The following is an 18,284-nucleotide window of genomic DNA, read 5'->3' on the forward strand; positions in this document are numbered from 1 at the left end:
GGGCCGAGAATTGGCCAACAGAGGGCTGGGCGCAGCTGCCTTTTGCAACTTTAACTTCCAAGGGTCCTAAAACGACATGGCAATCCCGGACGCCCTGAATCAGCAGCGAGCTTCTAGTCGCCTGCTGCAACCCACCGTCAAATCCCACCTGGCCTACACGCTGCTGTGCGCCCTGGTCATGATGGTCATGTTCAGCCTGCTGCGCCTGGCGCTGCTGGTCTACAACAGCGCGATGATCCTCGACACACCGGCCTCGACCTTTGCCGAGGCGTTCGCCAACGGCCTGCGCTTCGACCTGCGCCTGGTGGTCTACCTCATCATTCCATTGGTACTGGCCCTGTTCAGTGCCCGGGCGATGGCCGCACGTGGGTTCTTCCGACTGTGGCTGACCATCGCATCGAGCATCGCGCTGTTCCTTGGCCTGATGGAGATGGACTTTTATCGCGAGTTCCACCAACGTCTCAACGGCCTGGTTTTCCAGTACGTGAAGGAAGACCCGAAAACCGTGATGAGCATGCTCTGGTACGGTTTCCCGGTGGTTCGCTACCTGCTGGCCTGGGCCGTGGGTACCTTGATCCTGACCCTGGCATTCAAGGGTGCCGACCGTGCAACCCGACCACGCGGGCCGTTTAGCGGTGGCAGCATCGGTGCCCGTCAGGTCGCCCCGTGGTACATGCGGGCAGTGGTTTTCGTGGTCTGCCTGCTGATCTGCGTGGTCGCGGCTCGCGGCACCCTGCGTCAGGGGCCACCGCTGCGCTGGGGTGACGTCTACACCACCGATTCGAACTTCGCCAACCAGTTGGGCCTCAACGGCACGCTCTCCTTGATTGCCGCGGCCAAGAGCCGGTTCTCTGAAGATCGCGACAACATCTGGAAAGCCACCATTGAGCAACCCGTCGCCCAGCAGACCGTGCGCGACATGCTGCTGACGCCGAGTGACAAGCTGGTCGATGCCGAGACCGCTGCCGTTCGCCGCACCTATTCGCCGAACGCCGACAAGACCCTGCCGATCAAGAACGTCGTGGTCATCCTGATGGAAAGCTTCGCCGGTCACTCGGTCGGCGCGCTGGGCCGTCCGGGCAACATCACGCCTTACTTTGACAAGCTGTCGAAAGAAGGCCTGTTGTTCGACCGTTTCTTCTCCAACGGCACGCACACCCACCAGGGCATGTTCGCCACCATGGCCTGCTTCCCGAACCTGCCCGGGTTCGAGTATCTGATGCAGACACCGGAAGGCAGCCACAAGCTGTCCGGCCTGCCGCAATTGCTCAGTGCCCGCGATTACGATGACGTGTATGTCTACAACGGTGATTTTGCCTGGGACAACCAGTCGGGCTTCTTCAGCAACCAGGGCATGACCAACTTCATCGGGCGTAATGACTTCGTCAACCCGGTGTTCTCCGACCCGACCTGGGGCGTGTCCGACCAGGACATGTTCAATCGTGGCCTGGAGGAGTTGAAAGCTCGCGACGGTAAGGACAAGAAGCCGTTCTATGCCTTGTTGCAAACCCTGTCCAACCACACGCCGTACGCCTTGCCGACGCCGTTGCCGGTAGAACGTGTCACTGACCGCGGCAGCCTCAACGAGCATCTGACCGCCATGCGCTACTCCGACTGGGCGCTGGGTCAGTTCTTCGAGAAGGCACGCAAGGAGCCGTACTTCAAGGAAACGCTGTTCGTGATCGTCGGCGACCACGGTTTCGGCAACGAGCAGCAGATCACTGAAATGGACCTGGGTCGTTTCAACGTGCCGATGTTGCTGATCGGGCCAGGCGTGCAGGACAAGTTCGGCCAGGTTGACCACACCGTGGGCACCCAGATCGACATCGTGCCGACCATCATGGGGCGCATCGGTGGCGACGTGCTTCACCAGTGCTGGGGTCGCGACTTGCTGAACCTGCCGGAAGGCGACAAGGGCTTCGGCGTGATCAAGCCGTCGGGCAGCGACCAGACGGTTGCCTTGCTCACCGCCGATCGCGTGTTGGTGCTGCCAAAGGAAATGCCGCCCAAACTGTACCACTACGAGCTGGGCGCCAATCCGAAAGGTGAGATGATCCCCGCGTCGGAAGACGAAGCGGCCCTGCGGCAGAAACTTGAGTCGTTCATCCAGACCGCGACCAAGAGCCTGATCGACAACACCGCTGGTGTGGTCCACGGCGTACCGGAATAAGTTATAGACGCAATAAAAAAGAGGCCCTTCGCAGGGCCTCTTTTTTTTTGCCTTTTTTTCGCTTGTTGTTGCTTTATATCTTGCCGAGTAACAGCAGGATCAGCAGCACTACCAACACTACGCCAATGATACCCGACGGGCCGTAACCCCAACTTCTTGAGTGAGGGAATACCGGCAGACCGCCTACCAGCAGGAGAATCAGAATAATGATTAAGATTGTGCCCATGTCTATTTCCTTGTGGGAAGCATTCTGGAATTACCTGGCGCTAAATAGTCAGCTGGATTGCTATAAACCCAAGCTGCTTACCAAGTCCGACTCTTGCACTTGAAAGAAAATTCCATGTTTTTTTAATGTTTTTTGCGAGTTCGCTTATTTCTTTTCAATGGGCAACTTGTCGTGCCCCTGTCCGGGGTTTGTTCGGGCTATTCAGCAATCTGATGGAGCGTGGGTCGGTCAGGGTCCTTCGCTACACTCAGGCATCTTCCTCGGGAACAACAAGGCTGTTTGCTATGCAAAATCGCATGATGATCACTGGCGCGGGCTCGGGCCTGGGTCGCGAAATCGCGCTGCGCTGGGCGCGTGAAGGCTGGCAACTGGCCTTGTCGGATGTCAGCGAACCTGGTTTGCAGGAAACCCTGAAACTCGTTCGCGAAGCCGGTGGCGACGGATTCATACAGCGCTGCGATGTGCGTGACTACAGTCAACTGACAGCGTTTGCCCAGACCTGTGAAGTGAAATTCGGTGGCATCGACGTCATCGTCAACAATGCCGGTGTCGCCTCAGGTGGCTTTTTCAGCGAGCTGTCGCTGGAAGACTGGGACTGGCAGATCGCGATCAACCTGATGGGGGTGGTCAAAGGCTGCAAGGCCTTCCTGCCGCTGTTGGAAAAAAGCAAAGGCAGGATCATCAACATCGCGTCGATGGCCGCCTTGATGCAGGGCCCGGCCATGAGCAACTACAACGTCGCCAAGGCCGGTGTCGTGGCGTTGTCCGAAAGCCTTCTGGTGGAGCTGGCGCAGCAGGAAGTCGGTGTGCATGTGGTGTGTCCTTCATTCTTCCAGACCAACTTGCTGGACTCATTCCGTGGCCCCACCCCGGCGATGAAAGCCCAGGTCGGCAAACTGTTGGAAAGTTCGCCCATTACCGCTTCGGATATTGCCGATTACATTTATCGGCAGGTTGAGGCGGGTGAGTTCATGATCCTGCCCCACGAGCAGGGGCGCATGGCTTGGGCGCTCAAGCAGAAAAACCCGCAGCTGCTTTACGATGAAATGACTGCAATGGCCGATAAAATGCGCGCCAAGGCCAAACAAACCGCCGGTTGAACTTGCCCCAACGAAACGTCGTCGTTAGGGTGGCCGCCATCGGTCAACCTAACGAGACACCTGGCATGCTCAATTACCTGTGGTTCTTTCTTGCCGCGCTGTTTGAAATCGCCGGCTGCTTTGCTTTCTGGATGTGGTTGCGCCAGGGCAAGAGTGTCTGGTGGGTGGTCCCGGCGCTGCTCAGCCTGACCCTGTTCGCGCTGTTGCTGACCCGTGTCGAAGCAACCTATGCAGGGCGCGCCTACGCTGCCTACGGCGGCATTTACATCATTGCGTCGATTGGCTGGCTGGCGGTGGTTGAGCGAATTCGTCCGTTGGGATCGGACTGGATTGGCGTTGCGTTGTGCGTGATCGGTGCGAGTGTCATCCTGTTTGGCCCGCGCTTCACCGCTTCCTGACGTTTCGCCCAGCTTTGTCGGACGTTTCCTAGGGAGTCGTACGTTTAGCCTTGTAGGGCGAGACTGTTTTTCCCCCACTGCATTGAAGGGCCGCTACGCACCGTGCATCTTCAGGGCTCGATAACCCTGAAGGACGAATGCCATGCTTGTACTCAGCCGCGTTGTGGGTGAAATGATTTCTATCGGTGACACCATCTCCCTGCGTGTTGTAGCCGTCAACGGCAACAACGTGCGTTTTGGCATCGAAGCTCCAAAAAGTGTCACCGTGCACCGGGCGGAGGTGCACAGACGTATCCAGGCCAAACTGGCGAAAAACGAGGCCACCTGACGCTGTCAGTCGAACAGATGCTTGGGCACGTCGTGCTTGAGCATCAGTTGGCATTGCTCGCTTTCCGGATCGAAGACGATCAGCGCCTGGCCCTTGGTCAACGCCTGGCGTACTCGCAGTACGCGGGTCTCCAGCGGCGTGTCGTCGCCATTGTCCGTGCCGTCGCGGGTCACGAAGTCTTCGATCAGGCGGGTCAGGGTATCGACTTCGAGTTGGTCGTGGGGGATCAGCATAGGCACCTCGGCTAAACAATGGCGCGATGCTACGGTGAATGACGGGTTGCGGCTAGCCCGGGATGATGGGGTACCGGGTGAATGGCTATCGCGAGCAAGCCCGCTTCTACAGGTTCACCGCAACCCCTGTAGGAGCGGGCTTGCCCGCGATAGAGCCAGGTCAGGCAACCCAAATGTCAGATCAACCCTCCGACCGCTGCCCCACCAGACTGTCCACCGACGGCACCCGCGTATCGCTTTCCATCTGCGTGTCATGTTCGATTTGATGGCTGAAGCGATCCAGCGAGCCCTTGGCCGGTTGGGCATCGCTGGCGAACACCGGCGGGCTGAGGATGTAGGCGCCGAGCAGGCGACTGAGCGCTGCCAGGCTGTCGATGTGCGTACGTTCGTAACCGTGAGTCGCGTCGCAGCCAAAGGCGAGCAGGGCGGTGCGGATGTCGTGGCCGGCGGTGACGGCCGAGTGGGCATCGCTGAAGTAATAGCGGAACAGGTCACGGCGCACGGGCAATTCGTTGTCGCTGGCCAGCCGTAGCAGGTGGCGGGACAAATGGTAATCGTAGGGGCCGCCGGAGTCCTGCATCGCCACGCTGACGGCGTGCTCGCTGGAATGCTGGCCCAGGGCGACCGGCGCGATGTCGATCCCGACGAATTCGCTGACGTCCCAGGGCAACGCCGCCGCCGCGCCACTGCCGGTTTCCTCAGTGATGGTGAACAACGGATGACAATCGATCATCGGTTCCTCGCCGCTGTCGACGATGGCCTTGAGCGCCGCCAGTAACGCTGCAACACCGGCTTTATCATCGAGGTGGCGAGCGCTGATGTGGCCACTTTCGGTGAACTCCGGCAGCGGATCGAACGCCACGAAATCGCCGACGCTGATGCCCAGCGAATCGCAGTCGGCACGTGTCGCGCAGTAGGCGTCAAGGCGCAGTTCAACGTGGTCCCAACTGATCGGCATCTCATCGATGGCCGTATTGAACGCATGCCCCGACGCCATCAGTGGCAACACGCTGCCACGGATCACGCCGTTATCGGTAAACAGGCTGACGCGGCTGCCCTCGGCGAATCGGCTGGACCAGCAGCCCACCGGGGCGAGGGTCAGGCGACCATTGTCCTTCACCGCGCGGACGGCGGCGCCGATGGTGTCCAGGTGAGCGGAAACGGCGCGGTCGGGGCTGTTTTTCTTACCCTTGACCGTGGCGCGGATGGTACCGCGTCGGGTCATTTCGAAAGGGATGCCCAGTTCTTCGAGGCGCTCGGCAACGTAGCGCACGATGGTGTCGGTGAAGCCGGTCGGGCTCGGTATGGCGAGCATTTCCAGCAAGACTTTTTGCAGGTAATTGAGATCCGGTTCGGGGGTTTTGTGGGTCATGGAAACTCCTCGTTGGGTGTCTGGGGTGACGCCATCGCACGGCCGCGATGGCGTTATTCAGACCACCGCCTGACTGTGCGGAAACAGCAAATCGACAAACCGCTCAGCCACAGGCTGCGGTTCGTGATTGGCCAGTCCGGCACGCTCATTGGCTTCGATAAACACATATTCCGGCTGATCTGCCGCTGGCACCATCAGGTCGAGGCCGACCATCGGGATGTCCAGCGCCCGCGCGGCGCGCACAGCGGCATCGATCAACGTCGGGTGCAGGATCGCAGTGACGTCCTCGAGAATGCCGCCGGTGTGTAGATTCGCCGCGCGCCGTACGAACAAGTGCTCGCCTGCCGGCAGAATGCTGCTGTATTCGTAGCCAGCTGCCTGCAGGGTGCGTTCGGTCTCCTGGTCCATGGGGATCTTGCTTTCACCGCTGGTGGCTGCCTGGCGTCGGCGACTCTGGGCTTCAATCAACGCGCGGATGCAATGGTGTCCATCGCCTATGACTTCAGCGGGTCGGCGAATCGCCGCCGCCACCACCTCAAAGCCAATCACCAGAATGCGCAGGTCGAGACCTTCGTGGAAACTTTCCAGCAGTACGCGGGTGTCGAACTGGCGGGCGACTTCGATAGCCTGTTGCACTTCCTCGATGTCGCGCAGGTCCACTGCCACGCCCTGGCCCTGTTCGCCGTCCAGCGGCTTGACCACCACCCGCTCGTGCTCGTCGAGAAACGCCAGGTTGTCATCGGCATTCCCGGCGAGTTGTTGCGCGGGCAGATTCAGGCCGGCGTTTTTCAACACCTTGTGGGTCAGGCTTTTGTCCTGGCACAACGTCATGCTGACGGCACTGGTCAAGTCGCTCAGGGACTCGCGGCAGCGCACGCGTCGGCTGCCATGGACCAGGGTGAACAGACCGGCTTCGGCGTCATCGACCTGAACTTCGATGCCGCGCCGATGCGCTTCGTCGACAATGATCCGCGCGTAGGGGTTGAACTCGGCCTCGGGGCCGGGGCCAAGGAACAGCGGCTGATTGATGCCGTTCTTGCGCTTGATCGCGAAGGTCGAGAGGTTGCGAAAGCCGAGCTTGGCGTAAAGGTTTTTCGCCAGGCGATTGTCATGCAGGACCGACAGGTCCAGGTAGCTCAGGCCGCGGCTCATGAAGTGCTCGATCAAATGCCGCACCAGCACTTCGCCGACACCGGGGCGTGAACAATGCGGGTCGACGGCCAGGCACCACAGGCTGCTGCCATGTTCCGGGTCGTTGTAGGCCTTCTGGTGATTGAGGCCCATGACGCTGCCGATGACCGCGCCGCTGTCATCGTCCTCGGCCAGCCAGTACACCGGCCCACCCAGATGACGAGGTGTCAGCAGGGCAGGGTCGATCGGCAACATGCCTCGCGCTTGATAGAGCTGGTTGATGCCTTGCCAATCCGCCTCGCTCTGGGCGCGGCGAATGCGAAAACCCCGAAACACGCGGGTGGCCTGGCGGTAATCGCTGAACCAAAGACGCAGGGTGTCGGAAGGGTCGAGGAACAGCTGTGCCGGCTCCAGGCCCAAGACCTGCTGGGGGGCGGCGACATACAGGGCAATATCTCGTTCGCCGGGCTGCTCGTTGAGCAATTCCCGAGCAAGGCTTGCCGGATCCGGAAAGGTATGACCGATCAGCAACCGGCCCCAGCCGCAATGAACGGCGATGGGGTCGGCGGCCAGCTCGCTGCCGTCTTCGGCCAGTCGCGCCTGCAAGCGTTCGTAGGAGGGCGCCTGACCGCGCAACAGGCGTTGGCTGTACGCCGTGGCGTGAGGTTTCATCAGTCAGATTCCTTGTTCGCTGAGCCACAGGTTCAGCGCCGCCAGTTGCCACAGCTTCGAGCCGCGCAACGGGGTCAACTGGCCCTGGGGATCGGTGAGCAGGCGGTCGAGCATCGCCGGGTTGAACAGGCCGCGATCCTGACTCGGGTCCATCAGCAGGTCGCGTACCCAGTTGAGGGTGTCGCCCTGCAGATGCTTGAGGCCAGGCACGGGGAAGTAACCTTTCTTGCGGTCGATGACTTCGCTCGGGATCACCAGGCGTGCCGCTTCCTTCAACACATGCTTGCCGCCGTCGGGCAACTTGAATTGGCCCGGCACGCGCGCCGACAGTTCCACCAGGCGGTAGTCCAGAAACGGCGTACGCGCTTCCAGCCCCCAAGCCATGGTCATGTTGTCGACGCGTTTGACCGGGTCATCCACCAGCATCACGGTGCTGTCCAGGCGCAAGGCTTTGTCCACCGCAGCGTCAGCACCGGGTTGTGTGAAATGTTCTTTGACGAAGTCACCGGCAGCGTCATTCGCGGTCAGCCACTTCGGCTGTACCGTGGCAGCGTAATCGTCGTAACTGCGGTCAAAAAACGCCTCGCGATAGGCCGCATAAGGATCGGCGGCACCATCCACCTGTGGGTACCAGTGATAACCGGCGAACAATTCGTCCGCACCCTGGCCGCTTTGCACCACCTTGCAGTGCTTGGCCACTTCCCGGGACAACAGGTAGAAGGCGATGCAGTCATGACTGACCATCGGCTCGCTCATGGCGCGGAACGCCGCGGGCAGTTGCTCGATGATTTCTTTTTCGTCGATGCGCAACTGATGATGCCGGGTGCCGAAATGTTGGGCGATCAGGTCCGAATACTGGAATTCATCGCCGCGTTCGCCGCCGGCATCCTGGAAGCCGATGGAGAAGGTCGACAGGTTGTCCACGCCGACTTCACGCAGCAGGCCCACGAGCATGCTCGAGTCGACGCCGCCGGAGAGCAAGACCCCGACATCCACCGCCGCGCGCTGGCGAATCGCTACAGCTTCACGAGTGCTCTCGAGCACGCGGTCACGCCAGTCTTCGAGCGTCAGGTTCATCTCGTCATCGCGTGGGCCGTAGGGCAGTGTCCACCAGGTTTTCTGCTCGGTGCGGCCATCGGCTTCGATACGCATCCAGGTGGCCGGAGGCAGCTTTTCTACGCCCGCCAGCAAGGTACGCGGCGCCGGGACTACCGCATGGAAGTTCAGGTAATGATTGAGCGCTACCGGGTCGAGGATCGGGTTGATGTCGCCACCCTTGAGCAACGCCGGCAGCGCCGAGGCGAAGCGCAGGCGCTGCCCGGTGCGCGACAGGTACAGCGGTTTCACACCGAGGCGGTCGCGGGCGATGAACAGGCGCCTGGCGTCGCGTTCCCAGATGGCAAACGCGAACATGCCGTTGAGCTTGGGCAGCAGGGCTTCACCCCAGGCGTGATAGCCCTTGAGCAGCACCTCGGTGTCGCCGCCGGAATAGAAGGCGTAGCCGAGGCTTTCCAGCTCGGCGCGCAGTTCGGGGAAGTTATAGATCGCGCCATTGAAGGCCAGGGACAGACCCAGTTGGTTGTCGATCATCGGCTGCGCCGAGCCGTCCGACAGGTCCATGATTTTCAAGCGACGATGGCCCAGGGCAATCGGCCCCTGACTGTGAAATCCCCAAGCGTCGGGGCCGCGAGGGGCCAGGTGATGGGTGATTCGTTCAACGGCTGCAAGGTCCGCAGGTTGATGATCAAAGCGTAACTCGCCAGCTAATCCACACATAAAATCCTTACCGGTTTTTCCGTTGGGGAGGGTCAATCGGTACTCGGCCAGAACGGCGGGTACTCAGAAACTGACCCGTGTAGATTTCAGTAGTTTTAGATCGATAAGTAATAAGCAGCAGAGAGGCGAACCTCTGGTATGGCGGATTCGTCCTTGAACAGGGTGGTAGATAATGCTGCCGGATCGGCCTGCGGGGGGGCGTAGGCTGAGCACTTCCGAATGCAATAAGGACATTGCTTATGCTGACCCCCGCTATCACGAATGCTTCATCCCCCGTCTCCGATGCCCACCGATTGGCGACGTTGGTGGAGCATACCGGCGATCTGGACAAGGCCGATGTGCTGCACAGGTCACTTCCAGCCTGGCTGGCCAATGCCGACCTGGGTGTGGTCCAGGCTCTGAACGCCGCGCTCGACCAGTCGCATCTGGTCTACGCCAGGGCCTCACAGGTCCTGCAAAGGCTCAAACCGCTGGATGGGTTCTGCAAGCAAGGGCTCACTGCTGCGCTGAAGAGCCAGTGGAAACTCGATGTCGATGTCGAGCGGGATACGCTCGAGGTGGTCAAGATGGAGTTTTCCGGCACCGGGTTGTTACCCCTGGGTTACGAGGGAGAAATCACCGCCAGTTCCTGCAGCCTGCTGCACGCGGCCATGCTCAATTTCACCGCTGAGGAAGCCGCATCAGACGGTTTTCTTGAGGATTCCAGGGTCCGGATCAATGGCAAGGACCGCTCGGGCCCGGACATCACGCCTGCCAAATTCGCTGCGCTGTGTCGCGAGCTGGACCTGGGGGGCAAATATCAGAAGCACATCAACGAAGTGCTCGCGGTTCCACCTGCAACTTCATTGACGGCGACGTTCATCAACGCAACACCAGCCTCGGTGGACGTTCGGCGATTGAAGTTGTTGGACATGCAGGTTGCGGCCCACACGGCCTTTCTGAAAAAAGACATCAGCGATGCCGCCTACCGGATGCTGTTGAAGGCCATCGAGCAGGATCTACCGGCGGCCAAGGCCAGGAACATTCAGTACGACGGGGCGCCGGTGCTCTGGCAAGGCCTGGTGATTCATGACGTCAACCTGTACGGCGTGCTGGTGTTCAGCAAGGTCTCCATCGATACCGCGCCCACAGCCAAGTGTGTGGTCTACATGCCCAACAATCCCCGCCGGCCGTTTTACGAATATGCCTCACTCGAGGATTTGAAGGCCTATCTGACGCTTCATTTGAAGAGTGACAGTTTCCGCAAGCAGTTTGCGACTCAATACCTCGCGGGCCACGATGCCGTCGATTTCTTCAGCCGGTTCGATCAGGACAAGACGGTGGGCAAATTGTCAGCCTTGCCCGACGATACCTGCCTCGGGGATTTTCTGTTCAGCGACTTTGTCACCAAGGCCGAAGAGGACGCGCGAATACTCGCGGTACCGACCCATGTTGTCGACGAGCAGCAGCGCGAGAAAACGCTCCAGGCCCTGCTGCAAGTCGGCATGGTGCTACTCAATGCAGCCGCTTTCTTCGTTCCGGTACTGGGAGGGTTGATGCTGGCCGCCGCTGTGGTCGAAATGGCCGGCGAAATCTACGAAGGCGTGGAAGACTGGACGCAGGGTGAACGCAACGAAGCACTGTCACACTTGCTTAACGTGGTCGAAGGCGTTGCGCAGATGGCGGTGTTTGCGGCCGGCGGCAAAATTGTCGGCAAGGTCCTCGGCAAAGGCGTGAAGGAGCAAGCGGCGTACTTCGAGCGTTTCGAGGCGGTGAACCGAGCGGACGGCAAGGCCATGCTCTGGAAACCGGACCTGGCCCCTTATCGGCAGTCTTCAGGGTTGCCAACTGATTTGCGGCCGGACTCACAGGGCGTTTACGCGCAGGGTGATGCCCATTCGATCATCATGGATGGAGCCACCTATCGCGTGTCACGCAATGCCGCCGGGAATGCCTGGCAAATCAGTCATCCCACGCGCACCGATGCCTTTGAGCCTCAATTGGAACAAACCCTCGCCGGTGGCTGGCGCCATGTCTATGAACATGCCCACGAGTGGCCCGAGGCGGGTTACGCATTAGGTCGAAGCAATCCCCACCTGGCCGAGCGCGGCAGCGACCTGACGGCGCTGGCCGACATCACGGGCATGACGCCCAGTCGGCTGCATCATTTGCACGAAAGCCGATTGAAACTGCCCCAACGCGTGAACGACAGCGCCCAGCGCTTCAAGCTGGACCGGCAGATCAGCGAGTTGATCAATGCCATGGAGCGTGGAGAAACCACCCGTACTCGGTATGTGCAGGCGCAGTTGCAGGTGCTGCCCATGCTGCCCGACTGGCCGGCGGAACGGTTCATCGAAGTGCTCGATGAGCAGGACGTCGTCATCGCGCGGTTCCCGAAAACGGCGCCGAAAAATGATGAAATCAATTGCGTGCACGTGACCCAGGCGCAACTCGGCGCTGGGAAGTTGCTCCAGACTATCGTCGACGGCCTTTACCCTGAGCAAGTCAAAGCCTTGGTTGGCCATTCCAGCCGAGAATCGAATGCACGATTGCTGGGTGAGAAAATCGCCAGGTATCTCAAGGGCAATCGCAAGCCGTTGTTCGAACGTCTGTACCAGGTCTACGATGACACCGCCAACAAGGACATCGTCTTGCTGCGCGAACAGGCTCCGCAGTTGCCCAGCCGGGTTGCGCAGGAAGTGCTGGATGGCGCGTCGGGCAGAGACCGCCATTTCCTGTTCGATCGCAAGATCCTTGGGTCGGATCTGGCGCGCAAGGTGCGTCAGGCAGAGTTCGCCATTCGCCAGGACCGGGCGCTCGCCGGGTTGCATCTGCCGCATCTGGCCAATGCCGACACCGAAAGCCTGACACTGGCACTGATGGATCGGGTGCAGGGTTGGGATGAGGGGTGCAGACTTGAATTACGGCAGGGATCGCCAACCGGCGACCTGTTGAACAGCGTGGGTGAGGCGCAGGCGCAATCGCGCGGTATCATCGTGAAAACCGCCACGGGCTACCAGGTCACCCAGGTCACCGGCAATGTGTCTTCCACGGCTGCCAGCGATACGTTGGCCCAGGCCATAATTGATGCCTTGCCCGCCCGCCAGCGTGCGCGCATGGGTTTGACCGGTAACGATATCCAGGATGTGACGTCGCTTCGATCACGACTGGTCAAGGCGGGTACTGCCGATCCGGCGCGCACGGGCCGTTTGTTGCGCGGTGAGCGTGATAAAACCGCCAGTCACCTGTTGTCCTGCGTTCAGGCGGCGCCTCCTGAAGGGAAAGCGCATGCAAGGAGCCTGATCCGCAAAGTCCTCAAGTTATTTCCTTTGTACACAGATGCGCAGGCGGTGGCTTTTCTCGACAACGCCGGCAGCACCCCGATGGCGCAGATGAGTCGACTGCGCGAGCTCAAGCAGCAATTGGATGTGTTCCGCAGGACCCTCTATGCCTGGCGTGACGACACTGCACAGATGGCCAAGCTGCCGGGGCAGTTGAATGACCTCCGGGTCAGCCGCCGGCAGGTGGCCAATGCTCTTGAAAATTGCTGGCGTCGGGTGGCGCCACCGCGTTGGCCCGTGAACCAGCCCTACACCACCCTGACGCTGGAAAGTAACCCGGTGGGGCCGTTGCCCACACTCACCGAACAGGATGTCGCCCATGTACGTACCCTGCGGGTCAGGGACATGAACGCCGGTGATGAACTGGCGTACTTCCTCAAACCCTTCAAGAATCTGACCCGATTGGAGTTGGACGGCAACAAAGTCACACGCCTGCCCGAAGCACTGTCGCAGATGCCGGGCCTGCAACACCTGAGCCTGAACGACAATCAGCTGATATTAACCGAGCAAACGCTGCGCAAACTGGCCGATATGCGGGGCCTTCACACGCTGTCGCTGGCGGGCAATCGGCTGGGTGCAACCCTGGATGTGCGCAAGATGCTCCATTTGCAAGGCCTGTTCCTCGGTCACACCCACGCCACTGAACTGCCACTGGGGCTTGAGCGCTTGCCCTACCTGGACATGGTCGATTTACGCGGTAACGAGATTCGCAAGTTGCCGGACTGGCTGTTCGACACCTCCCGACGCTTGGCCCGAACCATTAATTTGCGACACAACCCGCTGTCCAGCGAGAGCTCCGCGAGGCTCAAGGCCTATCGCGACAACACAGGCGAGGGCATGGGGTTTCTCGACAATGATGCCGCTGTGATCAGCGAGCAAATGGCCAGGGACTTCTGGATGCCCAAACCCAGCGAGCACAATTATGCCCGGCGTAACCACGCCTGGCAGGCCCTGAAGAATCAACCCGCGTCCGACGGCTTCTTTCGCCTGCTCGCGGAAACGGGTAGCACGGCCGATAGTCGCTTCGTGCGCGAGGACATGACGCGCCGGGTGTGGAATGTGGTCGAGGCGACTGGCAGGGATGCGGCTTTGCGTGATCAATTGTTGTCGATGGCGGTGAGGTCCAATTGCGCCGATTCGGCGGCCACCCTCTTCAGTAACCTTGAGGTGGCTGTGGAAATCGAACAGGTGGTACGACAGGCCATCAATACCCATGATCGCGCCGCCCGCTTGATCAACCTGGGAAGGTCACTGTTCAACCTGGACTACCTGGACAAGATTGCCCGGGAGAAGGTCAAGGCTGACCCCACGCTCGATCCGGTCGAGGTGGCGCTGGCCTACCGAACCGGGTTGGCGGACAGGCTCGAGCTGATCGGGCAGCCGCGACACATGCGTTATGCCTCGTTGGGCGGGGTGAAGCCTGCTGATCTGGATGTGGCGTACAGCCGGGTGGTCAACGCGCAACTGTCATCCCAATTGCAGGAGTACCTGGATGCGCGCGGTTTCTGGACCGATTTTTTGCGAGAGCACCATGGCAAACAGTTCGCCGACCTTGTCGAACCTTTCCACGCACGCATGCAATCTGCCTTCGACAGTCAGGACACGCTGGGCGCAGGTTACCGGACAAAGGCCGATGGCATCATGGACGAGTTGCAGCAGGCCGAGCGCGCCTTGATGGCACGTTTGACCCAGGCGGCGCTCACCGCCGAAGAGTCAAAGACATGCTTCGCTCTTGATTGAGGTTCAACCCTTGCCGCGGATCAACCGGCGCAAGGCAAAGCGGTTCGGGTGGCAGGCTTGCGCCACGGCGCGTGGCAGCGGCATCGGCTCATTTTCGATCCACGCCGCGAGCAACTCGCCGGACAGTGGCGCGGTGACCAGGCCCCGGGAGCCGTGACCGCTGTTGACGTACAAACCTTCCAGCCAAGGGCAGGCGACGTCGGGTATTTGCCGGGCGTCCTTGCTCAACGCGCTGTAGGCGTCGGCAAACGCCTCGGCGTCCGCCAGGGGCCCGATAATCGGCAGGTAATCCGGGCTGGTGCAGCGAAACGCGGCGCGGCCCTGGAGCGTTTCGGGCTGCAAGGTATCGGCACGCAGGCGAACCGTCAGGTCTGCGGAAATGTCTTCCAGCATCTGTAGATTACCGGCGTGCTCTGCGGCGGTGGGTTCCAGGTCCTGGCTGTTGAAGTCGAAACTGGCGCCCAGGGTATGTTCACCCAAGCGCACCGGCGCGACATAACCTTCAGCGCAGACCACGGTGCTCAGCGCCTGGCTCTGAGGCGTCTGCGGCAGGCGGGTGATCTGGCCGCGAATTCGCTTGAGTGGCAGATGGCTGGTCTCTGGGAAACGCTGGATTTCGCCAGCGCCGGCCAGCACCACCACGGGGGCTTCGGCCAGCAGGTGTTCGCCATCCCAGGCTTGCCAGCGGCCCTGGTCTCGACGCAGTTGCAGCACATCGTGATGGGGCAGCACCCGAATTCCGGGGTGGTTGGCTTGCCATTGGCACAACGCCGGGGGATGCGCCCAGCCGCCTTCCGGGAAAAACAGACCGCCCGACGCCAGGCTGATACCGGCGCGTGCCTCGGCCTGCTCCTTATCCAGGTTGTGCAGCAAATCATGGGGGAATGCCTGCGCCAGATGCGCCTGACGTTCGGCTTCCTTGGCATTGAACGCCAGTTGCAGCACGCCGCAACCGTCCCAGTCGAGGCCGCGTTGCAGGTGCTCCAGCAGGCGACGGGTGTAGCCGAATCCGCTGAGGATCAGTTGCGACAACGCTGTGCCGTGCGCCGATAACTTCAGGTACAGCACACCTTGAGGGTTGCCCGAGGCTTCTTGCGCCAGAGCATCACGACGCTCCAGCACACTGACTTGCCAGCCCCGTGCCGCCAGACTGGCAGCGGTCGCGCAACCGGCCATGCCGCCGCCGATCACCAGCGCGCGACGTTCGCCGGCGAAAGGTTGAGGGCGGGCGAACCATGGGCTGGTCGCCGCGGGCGCGGGGACTTCCTGCGGCCAGCCGAGGAACGAGCCGCGCAGGATTTCCCATTTATGACCGATGCCCGGGGTGCGCTTCATCTTGAACCCCGCCGCGTTCAGCAGTCGGCGAACCCAACCGGTGCTGGTAAACGTGCTGATGGTCGAGTCGGGGGCGGCGAGCCGCGCCAGTTCGACAAACAATTCGGCGGTCCACATGTCCGGGTTCTTTGCCGGCGCGAAACCATCGAGGAACCAGGCATCGACCTGTGCGTCCAGTTGCGCCAACTGATCCAGCGCATCACCGATCAACAGGGTCAGCGTCACGCGACCCTCGGCCAGCACCAGCCGCTGGAAGCCTGGATGGATCGCTACATACTGCGCGAGCAATTGATCGGCGAACGGCTTGAGTTCCGGCCACAAGGCAAGCGCCCGTTGCAGATCGGCGGCATTCAGCGGGTATTTTTCAACGCTGACAAAGTGCAGGCGTGCGCCAGGTTGCGCGTGTTGTTCGAACAACTGCCAAGCGCACAGGAAGTTCAAGCCAGTGCCAAAACCGGTCTCGCCAATCACCAGCCGTCCACCCACCGGCAACGCCGCAAAACGCTCGCGCAACGCGTTCTGTTCGAGGAACACATAGCGGGTTTCGTCCAAGCCGGACAGGTCGGAAAAATACACATCGTCGAACACCCGCGAACGCGGGAGGCCTTGGTCATCCCAGTCGAGCTGGGCGTGGGGCAGAACAGGTTTCATGGCAGGCTCGATCACGGCTAGGGGGCCATTCTAGCTGATCGATGGGGTTGAACCATGATCCAAAGCAAGCACATTGAGCCCGCCCACCTGTAGGAGCGAGCATGTCGAACCGTCGCGATGGTCGTCAACGATGACGCTGGCTGCCTGACACCCCGCGGTGTTCAGGCGTCCATCGCGAGCATGCTCGCTCCTACAGGTGGGCGGTGTTGTCCGCAACCTTCTGCATTGACCCCGGTCCAGATAGCCGCAGGTTTTTCCGCTAGGCTTGTGCAATCTTGAATGGGAGCGGTCCATGTTCGAATCTGCCGAAATCGGTCACGTCATCGACAAAGAAACCTACGACGCTGAAGTACCGGCGCTGCGCGAAGCCTTGCTCGAGGCGCAGTTCGAACTTCAGCAGCAGAAGCGATTTCCGGTGATCATCCTCATCAACGGCATCGAAGGCGCCGGCAAGGGCGAAACGGTGAAGTTGCTCAACGAATGGATGGACCCGCGACTGATCGAGGTGCGCACGTTCGACCAGCAGACCGACGAAGAGCTGGCGCGACCCCCGGCCTGGCGTTACTGGCGGATGCTGCCGGCCAAGGGGCGCATGGGGGTTTTCTTCGGCAACTGGTACAGCCAGATGTTGCAGGGGCGCGTGCATGGCGAGTTCAAGGATCCGCGACTGGATCAGGCCATCAATGGCGCCGAACGTCTGGAGAAAATGCTCTGCGACGAAGGCGCGCTGATCTTCAAGTTCTGGTTCCACCTGTCCAAGAAACAGATGAAGGCACGGCTCAAGTCCCTGGCAGACGACCCGCTGCACAGTTGGCGCATCAGCCCGCTGGACTGGCAGCAATCGCAGACCTATGACAAGTTCGTCAAATACGGCGAGCGCGTCCTTCGCCGCACCAGCCGTGACTATGCGCCATGGCACGTGATCGCCGGCGTGGACCCGCGCTATCGCAGCCTGGCGGTCGGCAAGATACTGCTCAAAGGCCTGCAAGACGCCTTGCAACGGCCTGATATTCACCCCGACAAGGTCAGCGCTGCGCCGCTGGTCAGCAGCGTCGATCAGATCAGCCTGCTCGACAGCCTCGACCTGAGCCAGCGCCTGGACAAGGATGAGTACGAAGAGCAACTGATCACCGAACAGGCACGACTCTCCGGGCTGATGCGCGACAAACGCATGCGCCGTCATGCCCTGGTGGCGGTATTCGAAGGCAACGATGCTGCGGGCAAGGGCGGGGCGATCCGGCGGGTAGCGGCGGCGCTCGACCCGCGGCAATACAGCATCGTGCCCATCGCCGCCCCCACCGAAGAGGAGCGCGCGCATCCGTATTTGTGGCGTTTCTGGCGGCATATTCCGGCACGGACCAAATTCACCGTGTTTGACCGTTCCTGGTATGGCCGGGTGTTGGTGGAGCGCATCGAAGGCTTTTGCAGCCCCGCTGACTGGTTGCGTGCCTACGGCGAAATCAATGACTTTGAAGAACAGCTCGCCGACGCCGGCGTTGTGGTGGTCAAGTTTTGGTTGGCCATCGACAAGGACACCCAGATGGAGCGCTTTCAGGAACGCGAGGAAACGCCATTCAAGCGCTTCAAGATCACCGAGGACGACTGGCGCAATCGCGAGAAATGGGATGCCTATCGGACTGCAGTCGGCGACATGGTTGATCGCACCAGCACCGAGATCTCCAATTGGACGCTTGTGGAGGCCAACGACAAGCGATGGGCACGGATCAAGGTGTTGCGCACCCTCAACGAAGCCCTGGAAGCGGCCTTCGAAAGGTCCGACCGACACGGGAAAAAACACAAGTAACCCGATGGCGACGCATACGCAAGGTGAA

12 protein-coding genes are annotated in these 18,284 nt (G+C 60.8%); 6 read left to right on the top strand and 6 right to left on the bottom strand.

The genetic code is table 11. The annotated features are described in order from the left end of the window. Positions 1 to 76 precede the first annotated feature (76 nt). Positions 77 to 2,170: an LTA synthase family protein gene (locus AB4N64_RS03460; RefSeq protein ID WP_460122000.1), complete on the top strand. Its 2,094-nt coding sequence runs from the start codon at positions 77 to 79 to the stop codon at positions 2,168 to 2,170. Between the two features lie 73 nt (positions 2,171 to 2,243). Here the strand turns inward: AB4N64_RS03460 and AB4N64_RS03465 are convergent, their stop codons facing one another. Then, positions 2,244 to 2,402 carry a DUF3309 family protein gene (locus AB4N64_RS03465; protein WP_174602692.1) on the bottom strand — a complete coding sequence of 53 codons (159 nt, stop codon included), beginning with the start codon at positions 2,400 to 2,402 and terminating at the stop codon, positions 2,244 to 2,246. 278 nt (positions 2,403 to 2,680) lie between these two features. Here AB4N64_RS03465 and AB4N64_RS03470 point away from each other — a divergent pair, with 278 nt between their 5' ends. From AB4N64_RS03470 to csrA, 3 genes are all read left to right on the top strand, one after another. Continuing rightward, positions 2,681 to 3,496: an SDR family oxidoreductase gene (locus AB4N64_RS03470; RefSeq protein ID WP_460122002.1), complete on the top strand. Its 816-nt coding sequence runs from the start codon at positions 2,681 to 2,683 to the stop codon at positions 3,494 to 3,496. Between the two features lie 65 nt (positions 3,497 to 3,561). Continuing rightward, positions 3,562 to 3,894 carry a YnfA family protein gene (locus AB4N64_RS03475; protein WP_460122004.1) on the top strand — a complete coding sequence of 111 codons (333 nt, stop codon included), beginning with the start codon at positions 3,562 to 3,564 and terminating at the stop codon, positions 3,892 to 3,894. A 142-nt stretch (positions 3,895 to 4,036) separates the two neighbouring features. Beyond that, positions 4,037 to 4,222 carry a carbon storage regulator CsrA gene (gene csrA, locus AB4N64_RS03480; protein WP_460122006.1) on the top strand — a complete coding sequence of 62 codons (186 nt, stop codon included), beginning with the start codon at positions 4,037 to 4,039 and terminating at the stop codon, positions 4,220 to 4,222. Between the two features lie 5 nt (positions 4,223 to 4,227). Here the strand turns inward: csrA and AB4N64_RS03485 are convergent, their stop codons facing one another. From AB4N64_RS03485 to AB4N64_RS03500, 4 genes are all read right to left on the bottom strand, one after another. Then, on the bottom strand, positions 4,228 to 4,455 hold the full coding sequence (locus AB4N64_RS03485) for a YheU family protein (protein WP_003199186.1): 228 nt from the start codon (positions 4,453 to 4,455) through the stop codon (positions 4,228 to 4,230). A gap of 181 nt (positions 4,456 to 4,636) precedes the next feature. After that, positions 4,637 to 5,827, bottom strand: a complete 1,191-nt coding sequence (locus tag AB4N64_RS03490) for an osmoprotectant NAGGN system M42 family peptidase (RefSeq protein ID WP_460122007.1) — start codon at positions 5,825 to 5,827, stop codon at positions 4,637 to 4,639. A gap of 57 nt (positions 5,828 to 5,884) precedes the next feature. Continuing rightward, positions 5,885 to 7,630 (bottom strand): N-acetylglutaminylglutamine synthetase, encoded by a 1,746-nt coding sequence (gene ngg / locus AB4N64_RS03495; protein WP_460122009.1) that lies wholly within the window; start codon positions 7,628 to 7,630, stop codon positions 5,885 to 5,887. A gap of 3 nt (positions 7,631 to 7,633) precedes the next feature. Beyond that, positions 7,634 to 9,406: an N-acetylglutaminylglutamine amidotransferase gene (locus AB4N64_RS03500; protein ID WP_460122011.1), complete on the bottom strand. Its 1,773-nt coding sequence runs from the start codon at positions 9,404 to 9,406 to the stop codon at positions 7,634 to 7,636. A gap of 239 nt (positions 9,407 to 9,645) precedes the next feature. Between AB4N64_RS03500 and AB4N64_RS03505 the strand changes: the two genes are divergently transcribed. After that, positions 9,646 to 14,466 carry an NEL-type E3 ubiquitin ligase domain-containing protein gene (locus AB4N64_RS03505; RefSeq protein WP_460122013.1) on the top strand — a complete coding sequence of 1,607 codons (4,821 nt, stop codon included), beginning with the start codon at positions 9,646 to 9,648 and terminating at the stop codon, positions 14,464 to 14,466. Positions 14,467 to 14,469: 3 nt separating this feature from the next. Here the strand turns inward: AB4N64_RS03505 and mnmC are convergent, their stop codons facing one another. Further along, complete coding sequence (gene mnmC, locus AB4N64_RS03510) at positions 14,470 to 16,452, bottom strand: bifunctional tRNA (5-methylaminomethyl-2-thiouridine)(34)-methyltransferase MnmD/FAD-dependent 5-carboxymethylaminomethyl-2-thiouridine(34) oxidoreductase MnmC (protein WP_460122014.1); 1,983 nt, start codon at positions 16,450 to 16,452, stop codon at positions 14,470 to 14,472. Between the two features lie 292 nt (positions 16,453 to 16,744). Between mnmC and pap the strand changes: the two genes are divergently transcribed. Continuing rightward, complete coding sequence (gene pap, locus AB4N64_RS03515; protein ID WP_460122016.1) at positions 16,745 to 18,256, top strand: polyphosphate:AMP phosphotransferase; 1,512 nt, start codon at positions 16,745 to 16,747, stop codon at positions 18,254 to 18,256. The last annotated feature ends 28 nt before the right edge of the window (positions 18,257 to 18,284 follow it).

Source organism: Pseudomonas sp. S2_C03 (assembly GCF_054668405.1).